Raw genomic sequence first — 20,106 nt, forward strand, 5'->3', positions numbered from 1 at the left:
CTTTATGCGCATAAAGGAGTCACATGAAACCCTCCCAATTCGCCAAAGGATTCCAAGCGCGCCCGGATATCACGACGAGCGAGAAGCGCACCGCGCTTGATCGGCTCAATGCGATCGACGGCATCGTCAAGTCCGAGACGCCGACCCCGGTGCCGACCAAATCAGCGAAGAAGGACATCGCACCGCCGCCTGCTCCGGAATTCGCGATCGATCCGTCCATCGACGAATCGCCGCAATACCGCGCGTGGCGCCTCGAGAATCGCTATGCGCCCGGGCAGGTGATCGAACTGCCGCTGAAGTCCATCAAGCACAGCCCGTTCAACCCGCGGCACTTCTATCTGAAATCGTCGATTGCCGAACTCGCGGTCAACCTTGCGAAGCAGGGGCAGCAGCAGGCGATCCACGTAATTCCGGATTACGACAATCCGGGCACGTATTTCGTCAGCGACGGTGGCCGCCGCGTGCGGGCGCTGAAGGAAGCGAACAAGGAGTCGGTCAAGGCGATCGTGATCGACGTGCCGATCGGCATCCAGAGCTACAAGCTCGGCTACGACCTCAACGTTCAGCGCGATTCGCAGACGGTGTTCGACAACGCGGTCGTGTGGCGCCGCTTCCTCGACGACAAGCATTTCCAGAGCCAGAAGGAGCTCTCCGAGCATCTCGGCCTCGACGAGTCGACGGTGGCCGTCGCGCTGTCGATCGGCAAGTTGCCGGAAGCGATCATGCAGGAAATGGTCGCGCGTCCCGATCGCTTCGGGTCGAACATGGCGTATCAGGTCGGCCGCTATCACAATGCGCGCGGCACCGAGGCCACGCTGCGGCTGATCAACAAGATCGTGTCGGACGATCTCAGCACGCGCCAGGTGTCGGACATCGTCAAGGGCCGCGTCGCGGCGCAGGAGACGCCGAAGGCCGCGGGCCGTCAGCGCTATGCGCAGCGTCTCGAGATCAAGCTTGGCGGCAAGTCGGTCGGCGACCTGAAGTCGTATGGCGAAGACCGCATCGAACTGCGCCTGCGTGGCCTCCCGAAGGACAAGCGCGACGCGATCCTCGAGCAGCTCGAGCGAATGCTGTTGTCGGAGTAAGGGAAACGGCCGGCAAGGCCTGGTGAGGCCGCCGGCCCTGCCCGATCGGGGGTGGGGACCGGCGGTGGCCCGTCAGCGGGCCTGAGCGGGCCTCAAGCGGCCCGCGACTGGTTCAGCGTGAACGACAACAGGTCGCCATCCGTCGGCTCGCCCCAGGTCTTCTGGGCCAGCCAGTCGAAAAAGGCCGTCTCGGCCAGCTTGGAATCGAGGCCGCGCTTGCGCCAGTCGTCGCGCAGATGCGAGCCCATCGTCGGCAACGCCTCGGACTCGAACGACTCGCGCGCCACTTCGCGCTCCGCGTCGCCCTGCTCTTCGTACAGCACCTTCGCTTCCTTGCGGCGGAACGCTGCGAACTCGCTCAGCAGGCGCGCCTTCAGATCGTCCGGCTGCGCAGCCGCAACCTTCGCGGAAGGCGTGCCGGCCGGCAGCGCGTCGACCGACTCCACCGGCGGCGCATAACCCTTCTTCAGCGCGTCCTTGAACAGCGCCGGCGCGCTCCGCACCGGCGGCAGCGTCGTGCTGCGCATCCGCTGCTCGGTCATCTGCAGCGCGGCGCGAATCCGGTTTTCCTCGCTGTCCGCATAGAGCGTCTGCGCTTCCTTCAGCGGGATCCCGAGCTTCACCATCCGGTCGACCAGCGTGCTGTCGAACACGTTCGGGTGCTCGTCGAGCGCGAGCATCGGCTGCTTGCGCTCGGTCACGCGGAACTGGATCTCGGCCACCCGACGCCCTTCGCGGTGCTCGATCAGCTCGACGAAGATGTTGGTGACCGCGTTGACTTCCGCGATCGCGGGACGCAGGTAGTCGCGCTTGAAGTACTTGTACTCGCGCTTCGCTTCGTCGCCGGCTTCCGTGTCGGGCGTGCCTGACAGGATCGGCCGCCACCATTCCCACGGCTCGCGCATCGTCAGATGACTCGGGTTCGTCAGGTAGCGCACGCAGATCTCGTACAGCGCGAGACCGGCGCTGCTGCGCAACTGGCTCTGAAACTGCAGGCTCAGCCGCGCATACTGGACCGGGTCGAGCAGCTTCTTCTTGATCTTCGGCGCGAACGAGAATTCGACCCACACGCGGCGGGTGGTCGGGTCCTCGAGAATTTCCGCATCGGCGATCAGCGTGGAAATCCCCCACTTGCGGCCCGGCTTCTGACTCGACGTCCCCGTGCTCCATTCGACCTGCACCGACACCATGCGGCGCAGGTGTTCCTTCACCAATGCGGTGTCGTTCGAATCGAAAGCAGAGTTCGCGACGATGTCCGACAGCAGCGCGCGATATGTATCGCCCGAGTCGTCGGCTTGCTGCGCGACGGCCAGCAGGACATTGAACAGCTTGCGAGTGAGGAGCGTGATCTTGCCGCTCTTCGGCTGAATGGCGATCGCCTCGACGGCCTTTCGCAATTCGGCTGAACTGGCACTCACCACATCCACATCGGTTTTCTTGGCGCGCTTCGTCGTGGCCATACGTCGGGTCGGAGGAGAAGTTTCCCGGAAGGATAGCGCCTGCGGTGATGTGCGTCCAGAACGACATGCTCACCATAGCCGGTGAAGCGCGCCGGCAAAACGGCACTCACCCGAACCGCTCCCGAAAATGCTCACCGGTCCGCCAGTGCGGTGTTCCGGACTCTTCCAGACGTGCCGCGGCATGCGCCGATTCACAGAATTTCACCTGTGCACGACACGTGCGAAATTGGCTCCCGTATCGGCTCACCTTTCGATTTGTCGTAATTTTGCGACTGCGCAGACGTGAGTTCGACACAGGGCCGCGATTGCACCTCACCGTCCCTTTTCCGACTGTGCCGATCGGCCTGTATGCATGTACAGGCGCGGCTCGCCGAGATATCGATTTGGCTTCGACACATGGAAAAGCGCGGTCGAAACCGGCACGCGCGACCCGATCGGTGCCTATTTGGCCGGACCGGGCGCGCATTGTACAGCGCGCCAATCGTATCCGGTCCCGAAAATGCTCACCTCAAGCACAGCATGTTGATTCGTCCGGGTGCCGACGAAGGCCCGACACACGGGCGACCGGCTGCCAATGGCTCCCGAAAACACTCACCTCAACGAAAAAATGCGGCACAGCAACGGGTACGGAAATGGCTCCCGAAAAATCTCACCGTAACCGCCGCGGTATCAAAAATCCCAATCTCTTCCGATACTTATGCACAGAAGGCATTTGCCTGTGCATCGCCAGGAGCCCCCGAAAAGCCTCACCTTTCGACGGGTATCCTTCATACGACAACCGTATGTCGCCCCCCGAAAATTCTCACCTGTGCCAAAAAGTGGCACAGCAAAAACGAGATTTCTTCCAGTCCTGGCGGGCTTTTCGACGAATTCCGCCAGTCACAGGTCCCGAAAAGCCTCACCTTTGACCATTTTTTCAGCAAATACGTCTCCCGGAAAACCTCACCTGTAAGCCAAGTCGGAGCCTGTGATCCATGCCCCGAAAAAGCTCACCTTAAGGCGAACGGGGCAGGAAAACCCGGATTTCCCTCCCGAAAAGTCTCACCTTTGGGGCATCACAGGCCCAGGAGAGCACTTTTGCTGTGCAAAATGGCGTCCACTTCCCGGAAATCCTCACGGCAAATTCCCGTGGAGTCCCGTGGAACCTCACCTTTCGCCAAATCTGCCCAAAAGATGGGCAGAATCGGGGCGCGAAGCAGGTCCTGCAAATTCTCACCTATGTCTGCACAGGCAGAAAACTGTGAAGTCAGGCACAGCGCGGCTTCTACGGCTGTGTGGCCCCGAAAACCCTCACCTTTAGGAAAACGTGTGTTTTACTGTGATCCCGAATCCGCTCACGACCCTTCCTGCAACGGCTCACGCAGCTCCCTGAACCCCATCACGTCAGCTCCCGCAGAAGATCACCTTGGCTCCCGTAAAACTTCACCTTGTCGGCCGGAGAGCCTTGCACCATAAGGCTGTGCCGTGGCGTTAACGTTTTTAACTAAGGGTTCAAGGGTGTTTACTTCTAATACTCTCAAGACATCGGGCTGACGAGTTTTCCACAGACACCTCAACCCCAGAACACCCACGGGCGAACAGCTCCGCTGTCATGTGAAACAAAGGCCAAAATTCGGGGTCCGCTGAAAAATACTTATGCGACAAGGACTTGGCTAACTTTCTTCGCTTTGTTTCACGGAATTCCGGCTCACCTTCGGCAAGATCGGCTCCCTGATCCGGTTTCTGTGCAAAACGACGTAAATTCACAACGGACCCTCGAAAAAAGTATCAAGTGATACGTATTTCGTTATGATTGCCACAATTCATTGTCTGTGAGCGTGGTCATGACCCTGGACGAAATGCGTCAAGTCATTCGGGAAGAACTGGAATCGCTGCGTGCAAGCGGTGCTCGGCGCCAGGAATTGTCGCTGCACGCATGCAAGCGGCTGTTTTTCGATCTCGGCATTCGGCCGTCGGCCGCCAACGTCCGCGATCTCACCCAGACCGGCAGCGCCAGCGACATCCCGAAAGACATCGACCATTTCTGGGAACGCATCCGTTCCGCCTCCAAGATCCGGCTCGACGGCGCGGCGATCCCGAAAGCCGTCGAGGAAAAAGCCGGCGCGTTGCTCGGCGCACTCTATGAAGAGGCATTGAAAGCCGCGCGCGACAGCCTCGACGCCGACCGCGAACAGGTTCGCGCCGACATGGCCGACGCCGAACAGCGCTTGCGCGACGCGACCATCCGCCAGGAAACGCTTGAAGGTGCGCTCGCGCGCGGTGAAGCGAGAAACGAGCAATTGCAGGCGCGGGTGACCGAACTCGAAGTTCAGCTCGCGTCGCAAACGACCCACGGTTCGGCAAGCGAAGCAACCTTGCTCACCACAGTCACCCGACTCGAAAAGGAGCTGGCCGCGGCCGCCGGCCGCATCGATGCCGAACAGGCACAGAACGCCGCGCTGCGCGACCGCATCGATGCTTTGCAAGCCGAATTGCAACAGCGCACCGAGCACTACGCGCAGCAAATCAAGGATGCGGTGGCCGAAGCCGAACGCCGCGTCAAGCCGATGCTGGTTGAACTGGACTCATTGCGCAGCATGGCGTCGACCTACCAGAGCGGGTTGCGCGACGTTCAGCGCAAGGAATTCGATTTCCTGCAGCAGTTGAGTTCTGCCAAGGCGCGTGCTGATCGGCTCGAGGAACAGTTGCGCAGCCAGAGCGACGAACTGGAACGCGCCACGCGCGACGTGAATTCGTTGCGCGCGAACCGCGGGATGAATCCGGAAATCGCCGCGCTGCTGCGGCGCTTGGCCGATGCCGGACAACTGGACGCGGACGCGTATGCCGCAATCGGCACCTCGCTGGATCAGGAGATTCCGGCGCCGACGCGGTGCCCGCATTGCGACGGCGAACCGGAGCTGTCACATGGCGACGAGGGTTTTGAAGTCGCGTGCCCTGAGTGCGAGCACGCTTCGGGCGCGTGGCCGTCCCGCTTCGAAGCCGTCGCCCGTTTTACGCAAACCTGACCGGGAAGCCGGCGATGCGCACAGGTGAGATGATTCGGGAAGCTTGAGGTGAGGTTTTTCGGGAGCTGTGAAACGGTGAGGCTGCGCCACGCAAGGCTGCTCACGGATCGCGTCGCGCGAGCAGCCGTTTCCTGATCAGTGAGTTTCGTCGCGGTCGGACGCGTCACCGTTGCTGTCGGCCAGCCCGTCGCGCCAGTTTTTCCACGCGCGATGCAGGCGATTCGACGAGATCGGCCGCATGAAGCCGAGCCATTTGCCGACCCGCTCGGGCGGCACGTCGTGCTCGAACAGTTCCGCCGCGTAGGTATTGCGCAAGGTTTGCGGGCTGGTGCGTGCAGTGCGCGACGACGTGAGCCCGGCCGATTCGACGATCGCGTCGATCGCGCGCAGCATCGTCGCCTTGTGCATCGGCCGTCCGGCGTGCGACGCAGGGAAGACGAGCTCCCCCGGAATCTCCTGGCGTTTGCGTTCGGTGAGCCAGGCTTCCAGCAACGCGATCGCGAACGAGGCCAGATGAGTTTCGCGTGCGTAATCCGGATGCGTCGATTCGATCCGCAGCGACGTGTTGCTCGTATTGATGCAACTAATCGTAAGCGCGCGCGCTTCGCCGGTTTTGATGCCGGCGCCGAGAAATGCGGCGACGAGTGCGCGGTCGCGACGCTCCTTCCAGTACGCGGAACCCGACACGCCGATCGGCGAAAACAGATACGCGAGCAACGTCGCGCGTTCCGCCGGTGTGAGGAAACCGGTCGGTTCGTTGTCGCGGGCCTTGCGCCAGGTCGCTTCGCCATCCTGAGCAATGAAGCGGGCCGGATTGGTCGATGCATATTCGGTGCGGCGAATATGGTCGAGCACGCGCTCGATCAGCCGCAGATAGCGCATTCGCTGCGTTTTCTTGATCGGCAACTCGCCGACGAAGTTCGCGATGGTCGGTGTATCGACCGTCGCCAGGTTCTTTTGATGCGCGCGCATCCACGCGAGAAACGCGCCCCATTGCGCGCGATAGACATCGGCCGACGAGCGACGATAGTCCTGCATTGCCAGCCATGCGTCGAACGCGGCTTCGGGCGAAAGAACCCAGTCGGACGCATCGCGGTCGAACAGGTCCTTTTCTTCCGGCGGGGCGGCGGTGTCGGGAGAGGCGGGAAGGGACATGGTATTAATTCCGTTAGTTGCGTATATGGTAGCCCTTTCCGCAACGTCTCGGGCAGCAAAAGGGTGAAGCGGCCGCCCTGCGCGGCGGTCGCGGTTGAGCCGTCAGTCGCCCCACGCCTTGGACGGGCGGTGAGGGCGCGACGGACGCACGGTATCGTGTGTCGTTGCCGCGGCTTCGTACGCGAGAACGGCGAATGAAAAGACCGCGGGCAGCGCGTTCGAGCGCCCGAAGTCGATCGGATCGTCGGTCTCGGGAAACGTCATGTCCGACGGCCGTTCGAACAGTTGACGCATGCCGGCGTCGTGCCGGCTCGCAAAGCCGAGATCGGCGAGCGCCTCGGCTTCGATTGCGTGCAGCAGGCGCCACGTCAGCGGCACGCGCTGACGGATGTAGCGCCCGGCGATATGGCGAACGATCAATTCGAGGTCATGCGCGGCAGCCTTGAAGCTGAGCGCGGCCAAATCTTGTTCTTCTGTCATTGCAGGCTCCTGTCGACCGGAGCGGGCGCCTCGGTGCGCCGGCTCCGGCCCATGCATGGCGGAATGTCCGTATACTGTACAAACATACAGTGCTTTCCGCAACTGGCCTGCAACTGACCTTTTGGCCGACTACCCGTGCCGTCAGCGATGGATCACGATCAACAAGGCCCGCGCTTCTGCCTTGCCGGGGTTGCGGATTGCATGCGGCTCATCGGCCGGGTAACGCGCGGTGTCACCTGCCTTCAGGCGTCTGCTCGCCGCGGCGGCCTCGATTTCCATTGCGCCCTGCAGCACGGTGAGGTGCTCGCGCGTGCCCGGTTCGTGCGCGTTCGATACCAGTGCGCCGCCGCCCGGCAGCGTCAGCTCGTACCACTCGAACTTGCCGGCGAGGTCGATCGGGCCCCATACGCGCAACTGGTACCGGCCGTCGTGGCCGGCGAGCGTCGGAATGTCGTGCGGGCCGTCCACGCGGATCGTCTCGGGCGTCTTCGGCTGCGAGAACAATTCGTCGAGCGTGATGCCGAGCGCGTTCGTCAGCCGCCATGCCACGGCGATGGTCGGGTTGGCCTTGTCGCGTTCGATCTCGGAGAGCATCGATTTCGATACGCCGGCTGCGCGCGACAAGTCATCGAGCGTCAGCTTGCGCTCGTTGCGCAGGCGCTGGATCTGCTCGCCCACACGCGGCGGGGTCGCGGCCGGCGGCTGCGGGGCGGCGTCGGCGGCCGGGCGCCGCGATCCGGAGGAACTTGCCATTTGGATTCCGTTCGCTTAGAGTTGTTCGATATTTCGAATTCTAGTTCGGAATATCGGATAAATGCGGTCAACCGAACGACCGACTATAACAGTAGCAGGCCGTCGCGCCGCCACGAGCGGTGCGCTGCGGAATGCGAAACCCTGTCAGGAGCTTTGCGATGCGTGATGCCTTTCTCGCCCAGGTGCGCGGGACGCTCGACCAGATCCGCGCGGACGGTTTTTACAAGACCGAGCGCGAGATCGCGAGTCCCCAGGCGGCAGCCGTGCGGCTCGCCGGCGGTGCCGGCGTGCTCAATTTCTGCGCGAACAACTATCTGGGTCTGGCGAACGATCCGCGCCTGATCGACGCGGCGAAGGCCGGCCTCGACCAGGACGGCTTCGGCATGGCATCGGTGCGCTTCATCTGCGGCACGCAAACCGTCCACAAGCAACTGGAAAGCGCGCTGGCCACGTTTCTCGGCACCGAGGACAGCATCCTCTATTCGAGCTGCTTCGACGCGAACGGCGGGCTGTTCGAAACATTGCTCGACGAGAACGACGCGGTGATCAGCGACGAACTGAATCACGCGAGCATCATCGACGGCATTCGCCTGTGCAAGGCGAAGCGTTTTCGCTACAAGAACAACGATCTGTCCGACCTCGAGGCGAAGCTCAAGGAAGCCGACGCCGCGGGCGCGCGCCACAAGCTGATCGCGACCGACGGCGTGTTTTCGATGGACGGCATCATCGCCGATCTCAAAGGCATCTGCGATCTCGCCGATCGCTACGGCGCGCTCGTGATGGTCGACGATTCGCATGCGGTCGGCTTCATCGGCACGCACGGCCGCGGCACGCCCGAGCACTGCGGCGTCGAAGGTCGCGTGGACATCATCACGGGCACGCTCGGCAAGGCGCTCGGGGGTGCCTCGGGCGGCTATGTCGCCGCGCGTCGCGAGGTGATCGAGCTGCTGCGCCAGCGCTCGCGTCCGTATCTGTTCTCGAACACGCTCACGCCGAGCATCGCCGCGGCGTCGCTGAAGGTGCTGGAGCTGCTCGGCAGCGACGAAGGCGCGAAGCTGCGCGAGCGCGTGCGCGAGAACGGCGCGCGGTTCCGCAAGCAGATGACCGAAGCCGGCTTCACGCTCGTGCCCGGCGCGCATCCGATCATCCCGGTGATGCTCGGCGACGCGCAGCTCGCGACGAACATGGCCGACAAGCTGCTCGGCGAAGGGGTCTACGTGATCGGCTTCTCGTTCCCCGTCGTGCCGCGCGGCCGTGCGCGCATCCGCACGCAGATGAGCGCCGCGCATACGCCCGAACAGATCGACCAGACGGTCGCCGCATTCGTGCGCGTCGGCAAGTCGCTCGGCATCATCTGACGGAGGCGCGACCATGAAAGCACTGGCAAAGCTCGAACGCGGCCCCGGCCTCACGCTTACGCGCGTGAAGCGTCCCGAAGTCGGCCACAACGACGTGCTGATCAAGATCCGCCGCACGGCGATCTGCGGCACCGACATCCATATCTGGAAGTGGGACGACTGGGCGCAGAAGACGATTCCGGTGCCGATGCACGTCGGCCATGAATACGTCGGCGAGATCGTCGAGATGGGGCAGGAAGTGCGCGGCTTCGCGATCGGCGATCGTGTGTCCGGCGAAGGTCACATCACGTGCGGTTTCTGCCGAAACTGTCGCGCCGGGCGCCGGCATCTGTGCCGCAACACGGTGGGCGTCGGCGTGAACCGCGAAGGCGCATTCGCCGAATACCTGGCGATTCCGGCGTTCAACGCGTTCAAGATCCCGCCGGAGATCTCCGACGATCTCGCGTCGATCTTCGATCCGTTCGGCAACGCGACGCATACGGCGCTGTCGTTCAACCTCGTCGGCGAAGACGTGCTGATCACCGGCGCGGGCCCGATCGGCATCATGGCCGTCGCGATCGCGAAGCACGTCGGCGCGCGCAACGTCGTCATCACCGACATCAACGACTATCGGCTGGAACTCGCACGCAAGATGGGCGCGACGCGCGCGGTCAACGTCGCGCGCGAGTCGCTGCGCGACGTGATGGCCGACCTGCACATGACCGAAGGCTTCGACGTCGGGCTCGAGATGTCGGGCGTGCCGAGCGCGTTCACGAGCCTGCTCGAGGCGATGAACCACGGCGGCAAGGTCGCGCTGCTCGGCATCCCGCCCGCGCAGACGGCGATCGACTGGAACCAGGTGATCTTCAAGGGGCTCGAGATCAAGGGCATCTACGGCCGCGAGATGTTCGAGACCTGGTACAAGATGGTCGCGATGCTGCAGAGCGGCCTCGACCTGTCGCCGATCATCACGCATCGCTTCGCGGCCGATGATTACGAGCAAGGCTTCGCCGCGATGCTGTCCGGCGAAAGCGGCAAGGTGATTCTCGACTGGACGGCCTGAGTCGAGTGAGTGTCGAGACGGGGCAGTGCGGCGCGATCGCCGCCTGCCCTGTTTTCGTTTGCACGCGCGTCGTTGCGTGTCGTTGCGCGTCGGAACGCGTGATTCAGCGCTTGAGGTGAGATTATTCGGGAGCTGTGTGTGCGTGCCGAATCGCCGCGCGATCCCGCATCGGTGAATGGCGATTTCACGTTCGCTTCACCTGTCGGGAGCCACTTCGCTTCTTCTCGTCACGCCATTCGGCGCCTGCTTTTCCCTTCTTCCACGCACTTCCCTGCTTCGCCTGGCAGGCGAGCGTTAGCTTGCCGCCGTATGCGACATCGCGCCGAATCGGGACATCAACCGTGAGCCGCATACAGCGTTGCGCCTCACTGATAGGCGATGCGATCGACATCGATCGCCTCGACCGGTGCGCAGGCCACCACTTGATCCGTTCACCATTCAATCAGCGCGAATCGAGCTGAAGACTCGTCAGGACGAGCCGACGCTTCAGGCACGATTCAACCTTCCCACCGGCAGGGCCTTTTCATCCAGGCATTGACGGCGGAGAACGATCGTTCTACCGTAAACCCCATGAACACACTTCTCGACTCCTCCGGCGAACCGGGCGTTCGCGACCGGCTGCTCGACGCGGCCGAAGCGCTGATCTACTCGGGCGGCATCCATGCGACCGGTGTCGACGCGATCGTCAAGCGATCCGGCGCGGCGCGAAAGAGCTTTTATTCGCATTTCGAATCGAAAGAAGCACTGGTGGTCGCCGCGCTCGAACGGCGCGACGAGCGCTGGATGCGCTGGTTCGTCGACGGCACGCTGGCGCGCGGCAAGGCGCCGCGCGCGCAACTGCTCGGCATGTTCGACGTGCTGCGCGACTGGTTCGGGCAGCCCGACTTTCACGGTTGCGCATTCCTGAACGCGTCGGGCGAGATACCCGACGCCGACGATCCCGTGCGCGTCGTCGCCCGCATGCACAAGGCGCGCCTGCTGGCATTCGTGCGCGAGCGCCTCGACGCCTATGCCGACGAAACCGGCATCGAGCGCCGCGGGCTTGCGCGCCTCGCGCGTCAGTGGCTCGTATTGATCGACGGCGCGATCGGCGTGGCGCTCGTCAGTGGCGATGCAAACGCCGCGCGCGATGCGCGCGCGACGGCTGAACTGCTGCTCGATACCGCCTCGCGGTAGCCGACGCAGCGAATCCGAACCGGCTGCGTGCATTCGCGGCCAGAACCCGAACAGGAGCAACCCATGTCCGCTTCCCCTGAAGTTCGTCCGCCCGTTCCGCCCTTCACGCTCGACACGGCGCGCCAGAAAGTGCGCGCCGCCGAGGACGCGTGGAACACGCGCGACCCGCAACGCGTGTCGCTCGCCTATACGCCGCAAAGCCACTGGCGCAATCGCGCGGAATTCGTGACGGGCCGCGACGAGATCGTCGGGCTGCTGCAGCGGAAGTGGGCGCGCGAACTCGACTACCGGCTGATCAAGGAGCTGTGGGCGTTCGGCGGCAATCGCATCGCGGTGCGCTTTGCGTACGAATGGCACGACGATGCGGGCAACTGGTTCCGTTCGTACGGCAACGAGAACTGGGAGTTCGACGAAAACGGCCTGATGGCGCATCGCCACGCGAGCATCAATGATCTGCCGATTCGCGAGGCGGACCGTCTTTATCACTGGCCGCTCGGCCGTCGTCCGGACGATCATCCGGGGCTGTCCGATCTCGGGCTGTGATGATGCGCGCACGCGTTCAACGGATCGGCGAACGCATCACTCAGGTTCAATGGTGAGGAAATTCGGGAGCTGCCTGCTGAAGGTGAGATTTTTCGGGACGAGGGGAAATGTCGCGTCGAACTGGGTGCGTTGAACGGATCGACGCGACATCGCACGGGTAAAGCGGCGCAGATGTGGACGCGCAGCGGTGTGCTTTCCTGCGTGATGCATCTCACCGATCGCATCGAAGCGATCGTGCATTGCCGATCGGTGTGTGTGAGCGCGACGTGCAACTCACCGATCGAATCATCTTTCGACTTTCAACGAAAAATCGCGCAAGCAGTGCGCGTTGCGATAGGGCGTTGCTCACCGCTCGATGTTCACCGCCGCCGCATCGTCAAAGTCGGCACACGTGCGCAACCGCATCGTGTATCGCTCACCGCAGACCGATTCACGAAGGGCCGCCCGGCGCCAGCGCCGGGCACGACCCTCACCTCTCACCCCGCGATCCGCGCGGCGATCGCCTCGCCCACTTCCTGCGTGCCCGCATTGCCACCGAGATCGCGGGTACGCGGCCCCGTGCGCAGCACGTCCTCGATCGCGGCGACGATCGCATCGTGCGCTTCGCGTTCGCGGCCCGTGCCGTTGCCGAGGAAGTCGAGCATCATCGCCGCCGACCAGATCATCGCGACCGGATTCGCGATGTATTGCCCCGCGATGTCGGGCGCAGAACCGTGCACGGGTTCGAACAGCGACGGGAACGTGCGGTCGGGGTTCAGGTTCGCCGACGGCGCGATGCCGATCGTGCCCGTACAGGCCGGCCCGAGATCCGACAGGATGTCGCCGAACAGGTTGGACGCGACGACGACGTCGAAGCGGTCCGGCTGCAGCACGAAGCGCGCGCACAGGATGTCGATGTGCTGCTTGTCGACCGCGATCTCCGGATAGCGTTCGGCCATCTCGGCCGCGCGCGCATCCCACCACGGCATGCTGATCGCGATGCCGTTGCTCTTGGTCGCGACGGTGACGCGCTTCGCGCGCCGCTGCGCGAGCTCGAACGCGAATTTCAGCACACGCTCGGTGCCGTGCCGCGTGAAGATCGACTGCTGCATCACGACTTCGCGCTCGGTGCCTTCGAACATCGTGCCGCCGACCGACGAATATTCGCCCTCGGTGTTCTCGCGCACGATCATGAAATCGATGTCGCCCGGGCGGCGGCCGGCGAGCGGCGACGGCACGCCGTCGAACAGGCGCGCGGGCCGCAGGTTGATGTACTGGTCGAATTCGCGGCGGAATTTCAGCAGCGAGCCCCACAGCGAAATGTGATCGGGCACCGTCGCCGGCCAGCCGACCGCGCCGAACAGGATCGCGTCCATGCCCGACAGCTGCGCCTTCCAGTCGTCCGGCATCATCGTGCCGTGCTGCGCGTAGTAGTCGCAGCTCGCCCAGTCGATCTCGACGAAGTCGAAGCGCACGCCGAAGCGCGCGGTCACGGCGGCGAGCGCGCGCAGGCCCTCGGGCATCACTTCGCGGCCGATGCCGTCGCCGGGGATCACGGCAATCCTGTAAGTCCTGTCGGTCATGCAAATCTCCTTGGCTGGTTGGCCGGCTGCCGGGAAGGCTGTGGCCCGTCACGTCATTCTATTTGTTTCCATCTGGATTAAAATCGCTCAAAAGTTAATCGACTTTCCACGAATCGTGAATAAATCGCCGAACCTCGACGACCTGCGCGTGTTCAGCCTGGTCGTCCGCCTCGCGAGCTTCAGCGCGGCCGCCGAGCAGCTCGCCGTGTCGCCCGCGTACGTCAGCAAGCGCGTCGCGATGCTCGAGGCGCAGCTCGGCACGCGCCTGCTGCATCGCTCGACACGCCGCATGACGGTTACCGACGCCGGCGAACGCGTGTTCGCGCGCGCCGAAAAGATTCTCGACGACGTCGATCATCTCGTCGAGGACGTATCGACCACGCGCACGGTGCCGCGCGGCACGCTGCGCATGTCGAGCAGCTTCGGCTTCGGCCGGCACGTCGTCGCGCCGGCGCTGCTCGACTTCAGCGCGCGCTATCCGCAACTGAACGTGCGGCTCGATCTGTTCGACCGGCTCGTCGACGTGGCGGGCGAAGGCTACGACCTCGACGTGCGCATCGGCGACGACATCGCCGATCATCTGATCGCGCGCCGCCTTGCCACGAACCATCGCGTGCTGTGCGCGTCGCCCGACTATCTCGCCCGACGCGGCACGCCGCGCTCGCTCGCCGATCTCACATCGCACGACTGTCTCGCGATCAAGGAGCGCGATCATCCGTTCGGCGTATGGCGGCTGAACGTGCGCGGGGAAACGGTCACGGTGAAGGTTGGCGGCGCGCTGTCGACGAACCATGGCGAGGTGGCCGTGCAATGGGCGCTGGCCGGACGCGGCATCGTGCTGCGCTCGATCTGGGAGGCCGGGCCGCTGATCGAACGCGGCGAACTGTGTCGCGTGCTGCCGGACGCGACCCAGCCCGCGAACATCTGGGCCGTGTACCCGGAACGCGTCGCGGCGTCGGCGAAGGTACGCGTGTGCGTGGATTTTCTGGTGGAGACGCTGGCCGGCCTGAATGCCGCGGCGGGTGACGATACGGCCTGAAACCGGCTAAAGGTGAGCTTTTACGGGGGCGTGCGCAGGCATCGTCGACGATGCCTGCGGAGCGTCACGCCGCGTGTCGCGCGCCGAGCATCAGGTCGAGATTCTGCACGGCGGCGCCGGATGCCCCTTTGCCGAGATTGTCGAACACGGCGGACAGCAGCACCTGCCCGCCGTTCGCGTTGACGAACACGCCGAGCCGCAGATCATTGGTGCCGTTCAGCGCTTGCGGATCGAGATGCGTTGCCGCGCGTGCGTCCGCGAGCGGCATCACGTCGACGTGACGGGCGTCCGCGTAGTGGTGCGCGAGACACGCATGCAGCCGCTCACCCGTCACGCCAGCCGGAAGCAGGCGCAGCTCGATCGGAATGGTGAGCACGATGCCTTGCCGATAGGCACCGTAGGCCGGCACGAAGAATGGGCGGTGCGCGAGCCCCGCATGCTGCCGAATCTCGGGCACGTGCTTGTGCTCGAGCGCGAGGCCGTAGACCTGCAGCGGCAACGCGCGTGCCGCGGCGTCGCCGGATTCGAATGCGTCGACGGCGGCTCTCCCGCCACCCGAATAACCGGACACCGCATGGATGCTCACCGGGTAGTCGCGCGGCAGCAGCCCGGCCTGCAGCAGCGGGCGAAGCAGGCCGATCGCGCCCGTCGGATAGCAGCCGGGATTGGTCACGCGTTTCGCAAGCGCAATGTTGTACGCGTGTCCGTCGGCCATCTCGGGAAAGCCGTAGACCCAGTCGGGCTGCGTGCGATGGGCCGAACTCGCGTCGATCACGCGTACCGCCGGGTTCCGGATGAAGTCGACCGCTTCGCGCGCGGCCGCATCGGGCAGGCACAGGATCGCGATATCGCATGCATTAAGTGCATCGGCGCGCCGCGCCGCGTCCTTGCGTTCGGCGGCGGGAAGCGTGAGCAGCCGCACGTCGGTGCGGTCGCGCAGACGCGCGTGAATCTGCAACCCGGTCGTGCCCTGGTCTCCGTCGATGAAGACAGTGGGGAAGCTCATGATGGTCGTACTCGTCGCGTTCGGTTGTCGTGGGAAACCGTATCGTCCACCGAACGCCTAGAATAGGAAAAGTTGAATTTGCTGATCGTCTGATTCAGCTTTCCTGAACGAGAGGTGTGTGATGCGCGAGATCAGTCTGGACCGCCTGCGTACGCTGGTCGCGATCGCGGACCAGGGCTCCTTCGTGGCGGCGGCGCAATGGCTTCATCTCGCGCCGCCGACCGTCAGCCTGCATGTCGCCGAGCTGGAAAGCCGCGTCGGCGCGCCGCTGCTGTCGCGCACGCGCGGCAATGTGCGCCCGTCGGTGATCGGTGAAGTGCTGGTGGAGCGGGCGCGGCGTCTGCTGGCGGAAGTCGAATCGACGCTGGACGACGTGCAGCGGCAGGTGCAGGGGTTGACCGGGCGCGTGCGTCTCGGCGCGTCGACCGGCGCGATCGCGCATCTGCTACCGCAGGCGGTGGCCGGACTGCGCGCGCAGCATCCGGATATCGACGTGCAGATCGCGGTGCTCACGTCGCAGGACACGCTGGCGCGCATTGCACAAGGCACGCTCGACGTCGGGCTGGTCGCGCTGCCGCAAGCGCCGGTCGCGGGGCTGTCGATCCGCCCGTGGCGCCGCGACCCGGTGATGGCTTTCCTGCCCGCAGACTGGCCGCTTCCGGCCCGTGTGACGCCGGCGTATCTGGCCGCGCGGCCGCTGATTCTCAACGATGCGACGACGCGCCTGTCGCGGCTCACGACCGAATGGTTCGCGCTCGGCGGCCACCGGCCCGTGCCGCGGATCGAACTCAACTACAACGATGCGATCAAGAGCCTGGTCGCCGCGGGGTACGGCGCGACGCTGCTGCCGCACGAGGCGGGCGCCCCGCTGCCGGATGCGCGTATCGTCATGCGGCCGCTACGTCCGGCGCTGTGGCGCGAACTGGGGATCGCCCATCGGGCCGGCCCGGTCGAACGGGCGACGCAGCATGTGCTCGATGCGCTGCGGGCGCTCGGCGCGCGATAGCGGGCCGTCGTGCGGCTGGCCCGCACGCGCGTTCAGAGCCGGTTGTCCTTCGCCAGCGTGAGCACGCGCGCCCAGCGCTGCGCATCGCGCTTGTCCATCATCGGCAGCTTCCATTCGTCGCGGACGGCGTCGCGCACGTGAACGACGAGATGCCAGCGGCCGTCGATCGGCGCGGCCTCGCAGCCGTCGAGCTGCGACAGCGTATAGCGGCCGTCCGCGCTGTCATGCGACAGCCACAGCAACCCTTGCGTCGTGGACACGCGCAACTCGCCCCACGCGCGATGCACGATATGCGTCCAGCCTGCTTCCTTCGTGTTGGGTGCGATGTCGCGGCGGCGCTTGAGCCACCACGCGATCAGTGCGATCAGGAGTGCGGCGGCGAGCACGGCGGCCGCGATCGCGACCGGCTGGCCGAACTGCGCGGCGATGACGTGAAACAGGTGAACGGCGCCCCATCCGAGGGCGATGAGCGCGAATAGCGCAATGAAAATCGGCATGTCGAATCGGAAAGGAGGACGGGCCGGCGCAGGCAGCGCACCGGCCCGTTGCACACGGCATTACCGGCGGCGGTGAATGTCGTGCGTGACGAAGCCCGCGTCGTTGGTGGGCAGCGCGAGGCCGTCCTTCACCGCGAGCGTCTTGCGGATGTCGTCGAGACCCGCGGACCAGTGGTCGCGCATCGTCGACAGACCGAACTGATAGTCCTTGTAGTGATGCTCGTACGCCTTCTGCTGATAGATCAGGTGCTGGATGTTGTACTTCTTCCCGCTCGACATCGCTTCGGCTTCGACGCACCACGGGTCGTTCTTGCGTTGCTCTTCCGGCACCTGTTCGAGCACGTGGCGCAGCACGTTGCGGTAGCGCTGTTCGCGCTGCAGCGTGTCGGTCACGAAACGCGTGCGGCTCGAATACTGCACGTCCTTCGTGCGCTCGGCGACGTCGGCCATCGTGCGCGGCAGCGGCCCGCGCGCGCTCCACAGATCGACCTGAAACGCGAGCGTGTCGCTGCGCGGCCGGGCGCGCAGCACTTCCATCAGCGGCGTGTTCGACACGACACCGCCGTCCCAGTAATACTCGCCGTCGATCTCGACGGGCGGGAACGCGGGCGGCAACGCACCGGACGCCATGAAATGCTCGGGCGCGAGACGGATGCGCGAGTTGTCGAAGTACACGAAGTTGCCGGTGCCGACGTTGACCGCGCCGACCGACACGCGCGTCTCGCCCGAATTGATCCGGTCGAAATCGCACAGCTTGAGCAGCGTCGTGCGCAGCGCCGACGTGTCGTACCAGCTGATCTTTTGCGGATGATCGGCCACGCCCGGCAGCGGCGGCGGGAAGCGCGGCACGAAGAACCCTTGCTGGCCCTGCATCATCGCGCTCGCGGCCTGCGACGCGGTGAAGAACGTGCGCACCTGGTCGATGCTGTTGAACAGCGCGAATTCGAACGCGGCCGGAATCGCGGGAAAGAACGCCGGCTGGCAGATCGTTTCCCAGAACTCACGCAGGCGCTCGACGCGATGCTCGGGCGCATTGCCGGCGATCAGCGCGGTGTTGAGCGCGCCGATCGAGATGCCCGCGATCCAGTCGAGCGGAATGCCCGCCTCGTGCAGCCCTTCGAACACGCCGGCCTGGTACGCGCCGAGCGCGCCGCCGCCCTGCAGGACGAGCGCGATCGTTTCGTACGGCAGCGACCGCGCAGCGGCCGGTGCGCCGGCTTCGTGGTGCAGGTCCGCCGCATCCACGGCCTGCTTTTCGGTGCGGGCGTGCGGCTTCATTGCATGAACCAGCCGTGGCTGACGATGAACGACTGGCCCGTGAGCGCGGCGCTCGGGAACGCCGACAGGAACAGCACCGTCTGCGCGACGTCCTGCACCGTCGTGAACACGCCGTCGACCGTGTTGCCGAGCATCACCTTCTTGATCACTTCCTCTTCGCTGATGCCGAGCTCCTTCGCCTGCTCCGGAATCTGCTTGTCGACCAGCGGCGTGCGCACGAAGCCCGGACACACGACGTGCGAGCGCACGTTGTGCTTCGCGCCTTCCTTCGCCAGCACGCGGGCGAGACCGAGCAGGCCATGCTTGGCCGTCACGTACGCCGACTTCAGCGGCGACGCTTCGTGCGAGTGCACCGAACCCATGTAGATCACGACGCCGCCGCGATCGTCCTTGTACATGTGCTTGAGCGCGGCCTTCGTCGTCAGGAACGCGCCGTCCACGTGAATCGCCTGCATCTTCTTCCAGTCGGAGAACGAATAGTTCTCGATCGGATTGACGATCTGGATGCCGGCGTTCGACACGAGGATGTCGACCGAGCCGAACGCTTCGGCCACCTTGTCGATGCCGCTGTTCACGGCGTCCTCGTTGGTCACGTCCATCGCGACGCCGATCGCCTTGCCGCCTGCCTTGTTGATCTCGTCGGCGACCGCGTTCGCGCCGTCCTGGTTCAGGTCGGCGATCGCGACGGCCGCGCCTGCCTTGGCCAACTCGAGTGCGATTTCCTTGCCGATGCCGCTCGCGGCGCCCGTGACGACTGCGGTCTTGCCATTCAGGTTGCTCATGTTCGAATTCCCGTGGTGAAAGGATTGACAGGGAGAAAGGACTGCGGACGTGTTACTGGGCCAGGTAATCGTAGACGACTTCGCCGAGGCCCAGCGTCAAATCCGCGACGAGGTGGCGCGCTTCGACGATTTCGAGCACCGGCAGATCGGCCACCGGCGCGAGCGCGTGCGGCGCCAGCTCGAGCGATGCGGGGCCCGTCCACGCGCCCTTCATCTTGATGTCCTGCATGTAATAGCGCACCAGTTCGCAGACGCGTGCGGTGCCGTCGACGTGCGGGATGATCTTCAGCAGGAAATTGGGGCCGGCGAGCCGCTTCGTCTGCTCGTCGATGTCGAGTTCCTTGTGCTTGTAGCCCATCGTGCCGGTCGCGACGCGCACCTTGCCGTAGTCGAGCGTGCCCAGGATGTGATCGGTGTTCACGTGCAGCGTGGGCGACGCGAGCTTCTTCGGGAAGCCCCACAGCTCGCGGCCGCCGGCGATCGGCGGGTGATCGTCGAGATACATCGCGAGCGTATAGCCGCCCGGCTGGCCTTCGTATTCGACGGGGATCACCTGGCCGCTTTCGGTGTAATCGCCGAAGCCGGTCGAATCGGCCATGCGGATGAATTCGTAGTGGACGAGCGGCTCGGTGACCTGCAGCGGCTCGGGGACGATTTCACGGAGGCGGTCCGGATCGGTGCGGTACGTGATGATCAGAAACTCACGATCGACGAAACGGTACGGGCCCATCGGGAATGCAGGGCTGGTCAACGGCATCGCAAACGCTTTCGATCGGACATCGCTGGGTTTCATGCGGACTCCTTGTTGTTGATCGCTTCGTGGATGAGTGGACGTAATCGTATGCCTGTGCGTTGCCGTTGTGCGATGCCGCATCTGGA

20 protein-coding genes are annotated in these 20,106 nt (G+C 64.5%); 8 read left to right on the plus strand and 12 right to left on the minus strand.

Going from position 1 to position 20,106, the window contains the following annotated elements; genetic code table 11:
- Positions 1–23 precede the first annotated feature (23 nt).
- On the plus strand, positions 24–1,085 hold the full coding sequence (locus SY91_RS26470; RefSeq protein ID WP_023476148.1) for a ParB/RepB/Spo0J family partition protein: 1,062 nt from the start codon (positions 24–26) through the stop codon (positions 1,083–1,085).
- A gap of 92 nt (positions 1,086–1,177) precedes the next feature.
- Here the strand turns inward: SY91_RS26470 and SY91_RS26475 are convergent, their stop codons facing one another.
- Entirely contained in the window at positions 1,178–2,545 is a 1,368-nt protein-coding gene (locus SY91_RS26475; RefSeq protein ID WP_006480193.1) for a replication initiation protein, read from the minus strand.
- A gap of 1,823 nt (positions 2,546–4,368) precedes the next feature.
- On the opposite strand from SY91_RS26475, the gene SY91_RS26480 reads away from it, so the two are divergent.
- Positions 4,369–5,550, plus strand: coding sequence for a DNA-binding protein (locus SY91_RS26480; RefSeq protein WP_023476147.1), 1,182 nt, complete (start codon positions 4,369–4,371; stop codon positions 5,548–5,550).
- 135 nt (positions 5,551–5,685) lie between these two features.
- On the opposite strand, the gene SY91_RS26485 is transcribed toward SY91_RS26480, so the two are convergent.
- The 3 genes from SY91_RS26485 to SY91_RS26495 form a co-directional block, all read right to left on the minus strand.
- On the minus strand, positions 5,686–6,705 hold the full coding sequence (locus SY91_RS26485) for a tyrosine-type recombinase/integrase (RefSeq protein WP_011548750.1): 1,020 nt from the start codon (positions 6,703–6,705) through the stop codon (positions 5,686–5,688).
- A 102-nt stretch (positions 6,706–6,807) separates the two neighbouring features.
- Positions 6,808–7,185, minus strand: a complete 378-nt coding sequence (locus SY91_RS26490) for a DUF2471 family protein (protein ID WP_023476146.1) — start codon at positions 7,183–7,185, stop codon at positions 6,808–6,810.
- 141 nt (positions 7,186–7,326) lie between these two features.
- Positions 7,327–7,938 carry a helix-turn-helix domain-containing protein gene (locus SY91_RS26495; RefSeq protein WP_012339069.1) on the minus strand — a complete coding sequence of 204 codons (612 nt, stop codon included), beginning with the start codon at positions 7,936–7,938 and terminating at the stop codon, positions 7,327–7,329.
- A gap of 158 nt (positions 7,939–8,096) precedes the next feature.
- On the opposite strand from SY91_RS26495, the gene SY91_RS26500 reads away from it, so the two are divergent.
- A complete protein-coding gene (locus tag SY91_RS26500) occupies positions 8,097–9,296 on the plus strand; it encodes a glycine C-acetyltransferase (protein ID WP_023476145.1) in 1,200 nt (399 codons plus the stop codon).
- A 13-nt stretch (positions 9,297–9,309) separates the two neighbouring features.
- Positions 9,310–10,338, plus strand: a complete 1,029-nt coding sequence (gene tdh / locus SY91_RS26505; RefSeq protein ID WP_011548747.1) for an L-threonine 3-dehydrogenase — start codon at positions 9,310–9,312, stop codon at positions 10,336–10,338.
- Positions 10,339–10,522: 184 nt separating this feature from the next.
- Here the strand turns inward: tdh and SY91_RS26510 are convergent, their stop codons facing one another.
- A complete protein-coding gene (locus tag SY91_RS26510) occupies positions 10,523–10,729 on the minus strand; it encodes a hypothetical protein (RefSeq protein WP_260632448.1) in 207 nt (68 codons plus the stop codon).
- 179 nt (positions 10,730–10,908) lie between these two features.
- Between SY91_RS26510 and SY91_RS26515 the strand changes: the two genes are divergently transcribed.
- Positions 10,909–11,514, plus strand: coding sequence for a TetR/AcrR family transcriptional regulator (locus tag SY91_RS26515; protein WP_011694925.1), 606 nt, complete (start codon positions 10,909–10,911; stop codon positions 11,512–11,514).
- 63 nt (positions 11,515–11,577) lie between these two features.
- Positions 11,578–12,057: a DUF1348 family protein gene (locus SY91_RS26520; protein ID WP_023476144.1), complete on the plus strand. Its 480-nt coding sequence runs from the start codon at positions 11,578–11,580 to the stop codon at positions 12,055–12,057.
- 36 nt (positions 12,058–12,093) lie between these two features.
- Here the strand turns inward: SY91_RS26520 and SY91_RS26525 are convergent, their stop codons facing one another.
- Together SY91_RS26525 and SY91_RS26530 are read right to left on the minus strand one after the other, a co-directional pair.
- The gene (locus tag SY91_RS26525; RefSeq protein WP_185921230.1) at positions 12,094–12,297 is read right to left on the minus strand and encodes a hypothetical protein; all 204 of its coding nucleotides are present in this window, start codon (positions 12,295–12,297) and stop codon (positions 12,094–12,096) included.
- 236 nt (positions 12,298–12,533) lie between these two features.
- A complete protein-coding gene (locus SY91_RS26530; protein WP_006480184.1) occupies positions 12,534–13,619 on the minus strand; it encodes a tartrate dehydrogenase in 1,086 nt (361 codons plus the stop codon).
- A 115-nt stretch (positions 13,620–13,734) separates the two neighbouring features.
- Here SY91_RS26530 and SY91_RS26535 point away from each other — a divergent pair, with 115 nt between their 5' ends.
- Positions 13,735–14,658 carry a LysR substrate-binding domain-containing protein gene (locus SY91_RS26535; protein WP_023476143.1) on the plus strand — a complete coding sequence of 308 codons (924 nt, stop codon included), beginning with the start codon at positions 13,735–13,737 and terminating at the stop codon, positions 14,656–14,658.
- 64 nt (positions 14,659–14,722) lie between these two features.
- Here the strand turns inward: SY91_RS26535 and argC are convergent, their stop codons facing one another.
- Positions 14,723–15,664, minus strand: coding sequence for an N-acetyl-gamma-glutamyl-phosphate reductase (gene argC / locus SY91_RS26540; RefSeq protein ID WP_023476142.1), 942 nt, complete (start codon positions 15,662–15,664; stop codon positions 14,723–14,725).
- A gap of 121 nt (positions 15,665–15,785) precedes the next feature.
- On the opposite strand from argC, the gene SY91_RS26545 reads away from it, so the two are divergent.
- Entirely contained in the window at positions 15,786–16,670 is an 885-nt protein-coding gene (locus tag SY91_RS26545) for a LysR family transcriptional regulator (RefSeq protein WP_027808505.1), read from the plus strand.
- 32 nt (positions 16,671–16,702) lie between these two features.
- On the opposite strand, the gene SY91_RS26550 is transcribed toward SY91_RS26545, so the two are convergent.
- Genes SY91_RS26550 through SY91_RS26565 form a run of 4 tightly spaced genes read right to left on the minus strand, consistent with a single transcriptional unit; the run spans position 16,703 to position 20,020 of the window.
- Positions 16,703–17,167 (minus strand): hypothetical protein, encoded by a 465-nt coding sequence (locus SY91_RS26550; RefSeq protein ID WP_012339064.1) that lies wholly within the window; start codon positions 17,165–17,167, stop codon positions 16,703–16,705.
- Between the two features lie 60 nt (positions 17,168–17,227).
- Positions 17,228–18,445, minus strand: coding sequence for a patatin-like phospholipase family protein (locus tag SY91_RS26555; RefSeq protein ID WP_023476140.1), 1,218 nt, complete (start codon positions 18,443–18,445; stop codon positions 17,228–17,230).
- Entirely contained in the window at positions 18,442–19,227 is a 786-nt protein-coding gene (locus SY91_RS26560) for a 3-hydroxybutyrate dehydrogenase (RefSeq protein ID WP_006480179.1), read from the minus strand. The genes SY91_RS26555 and SY91_RS26560 overlap by 4 nt, the downstream gene beginning before the upstream one ends.
- 52 nt (positions 19,228–19,279) lie before the next feature.
- Positions 19,280–20,020: an acetoacetate decarboxylase gene (locus SY91_RS26565; protein ID WP_011548736.1), complete on the minus strand. Its 741-nt coding sequence runs from the start codon at positions 20,018–20,020 to the stop codon at positions 19,280–19,282.
- Positions 20,021–20,106 lie beyond the last annotated feature (86 nt).

Origin of the sequence: Burkholderia cenocepacia (assembly GCF_014211915.1) — a bacterium.
Taxonomy (GTDB): domain Bacteria; phylum Pseudomonadota; class Gammaproteobacteria; order Burkholderiales; family Burkholderiaceae; genus Burkholderia; species Burkholderia orbicola.

Coding starts and splice junctions, on each gene's coding strand:
- SY91_RS26470 (WP_023476148.1), top strand. CDS start 24: ATGAAACCCTCCCAATTCGCCAAAGGATTCCAAGCGCGCCCGGATATC.
- SY91_RS26475 (WP_006480193.1), bottom strand. CDS start 2,545: ATGGCCACGACGAAGCGCGCCAAGAAAACCGATGTGGATGTGGTGAGT.
- SY91_RS26480 (WP_023476147.1), top strand. CDS start 4,369: ATGACCCTGGACGAAATGCGTCAAGTCATTCGGGAAGAACTGGAATCG.
- SY91_RS26485 (WP_011548750.1), bottom strand. CDS start 6,705: ATGTCCCTTCCCGCCTCTCCCGACACCGCCGCCCCGCCGGAAGAAAAG.
- SY91_RS26490 (WP_023476146.1), bottom strand. CDS start 7,185: ATGACAGAAGAACAAGATTTGGCCGCGCTCAGCTTCAAGGCTGCCGCG.
- SY91_RS26495 (WP_012339069.1), bottom strand. CDS start 7,938: ATGGCAAGTTCCTCCGGATCGCGGCGCCCGGCCGCCGACGCCGCCCCG.
- SY91_RS26500 (WP_023476145.1), top strand. CDS start 8,097: ATGCGTGATGCCTTTCTCGCCCAGGTGCGCGGGACGCTCGACCAGATC.
- tdh (WP_011548747.1), top strand. CDS start 9,310: ATGAAAGCACTGGCAAAGCTCGAACGCGGCCCCGGCCTCACGCTTACG.
- SY91_RS26510 (WP_260632448.1), bottom strand. CDS start 10,729: ATGTCGATCGCATCGCCTATCAGTGAGGCGCAACGCTGTATGCGGCTC.
- SY91_RS26515 (WP_011694925.1), top strand. CDS start 10,909: ATGAACACACTTCTCGACTCCTCCGGCGAACCGGGCGTTCGCGACCGG.
- SY91_RS26520 (WP_023476144.1), top strand. CDS start 11,578: ATGTCCGCTTCCCCTGAAGTTCGTCCGCCCGTTCCGCCCTTCACGCTC.
- SY91_RS26525 (WP_185921230.1), bottom strand. CDS start 12,297: ATGCACGATCGCTTCGATGCGATCGGTGAGATGCATCACGCAGGAAAG.
- SY91_RS26530 (WP_006480184.1), bottom strand. CDS start 13,619: ATGACCGACAGGACTTACAGGATTGCCGTGATCCCCGGCGACGGCATC.
- argC (WP_023476142.1), bottom strand. CDS start 15,664: ATGAGCTTCCCCACTGTCTTCATCGACGGAGACCAGGGCACGACCGGG.
- SY91_RS26545 (WP_027808505.1), top strand. CDS start 15,786: ATGCGCGAGATCAGTCTGGACCGCCTGCGTACGCTGGTCGCGATCGCG.
- SY91_RS26550 (WP_012339064.1), bottom strand. CDS start 17,167: ATGCCGATTTTCATTGCGCTATTCGCGCTCATCGCCCTCGGATGGGGC.
- SY91_RS26555 (WP_023476140.1), bottom strand. CDS start 18,445: ATGAAGCCGCACGCCCGCACCGAAAAGCAGGCCGTGGATGCGGCGGAC.
- SY91_RS26560 (WP_006480179.1), bottom strand. CDS start 19,227: ATGAGCAACCTGAATGGCAAGACCGCAGTCGTCACGGGCGCCGCGAGC.
- SY91_RS26565 (WP_011548736.1), bottom strand. CDS start 20,020: ATGAAACCCAGCGATGTCCGATCGAAAGCGTTTGCGATGCCGTTGACC.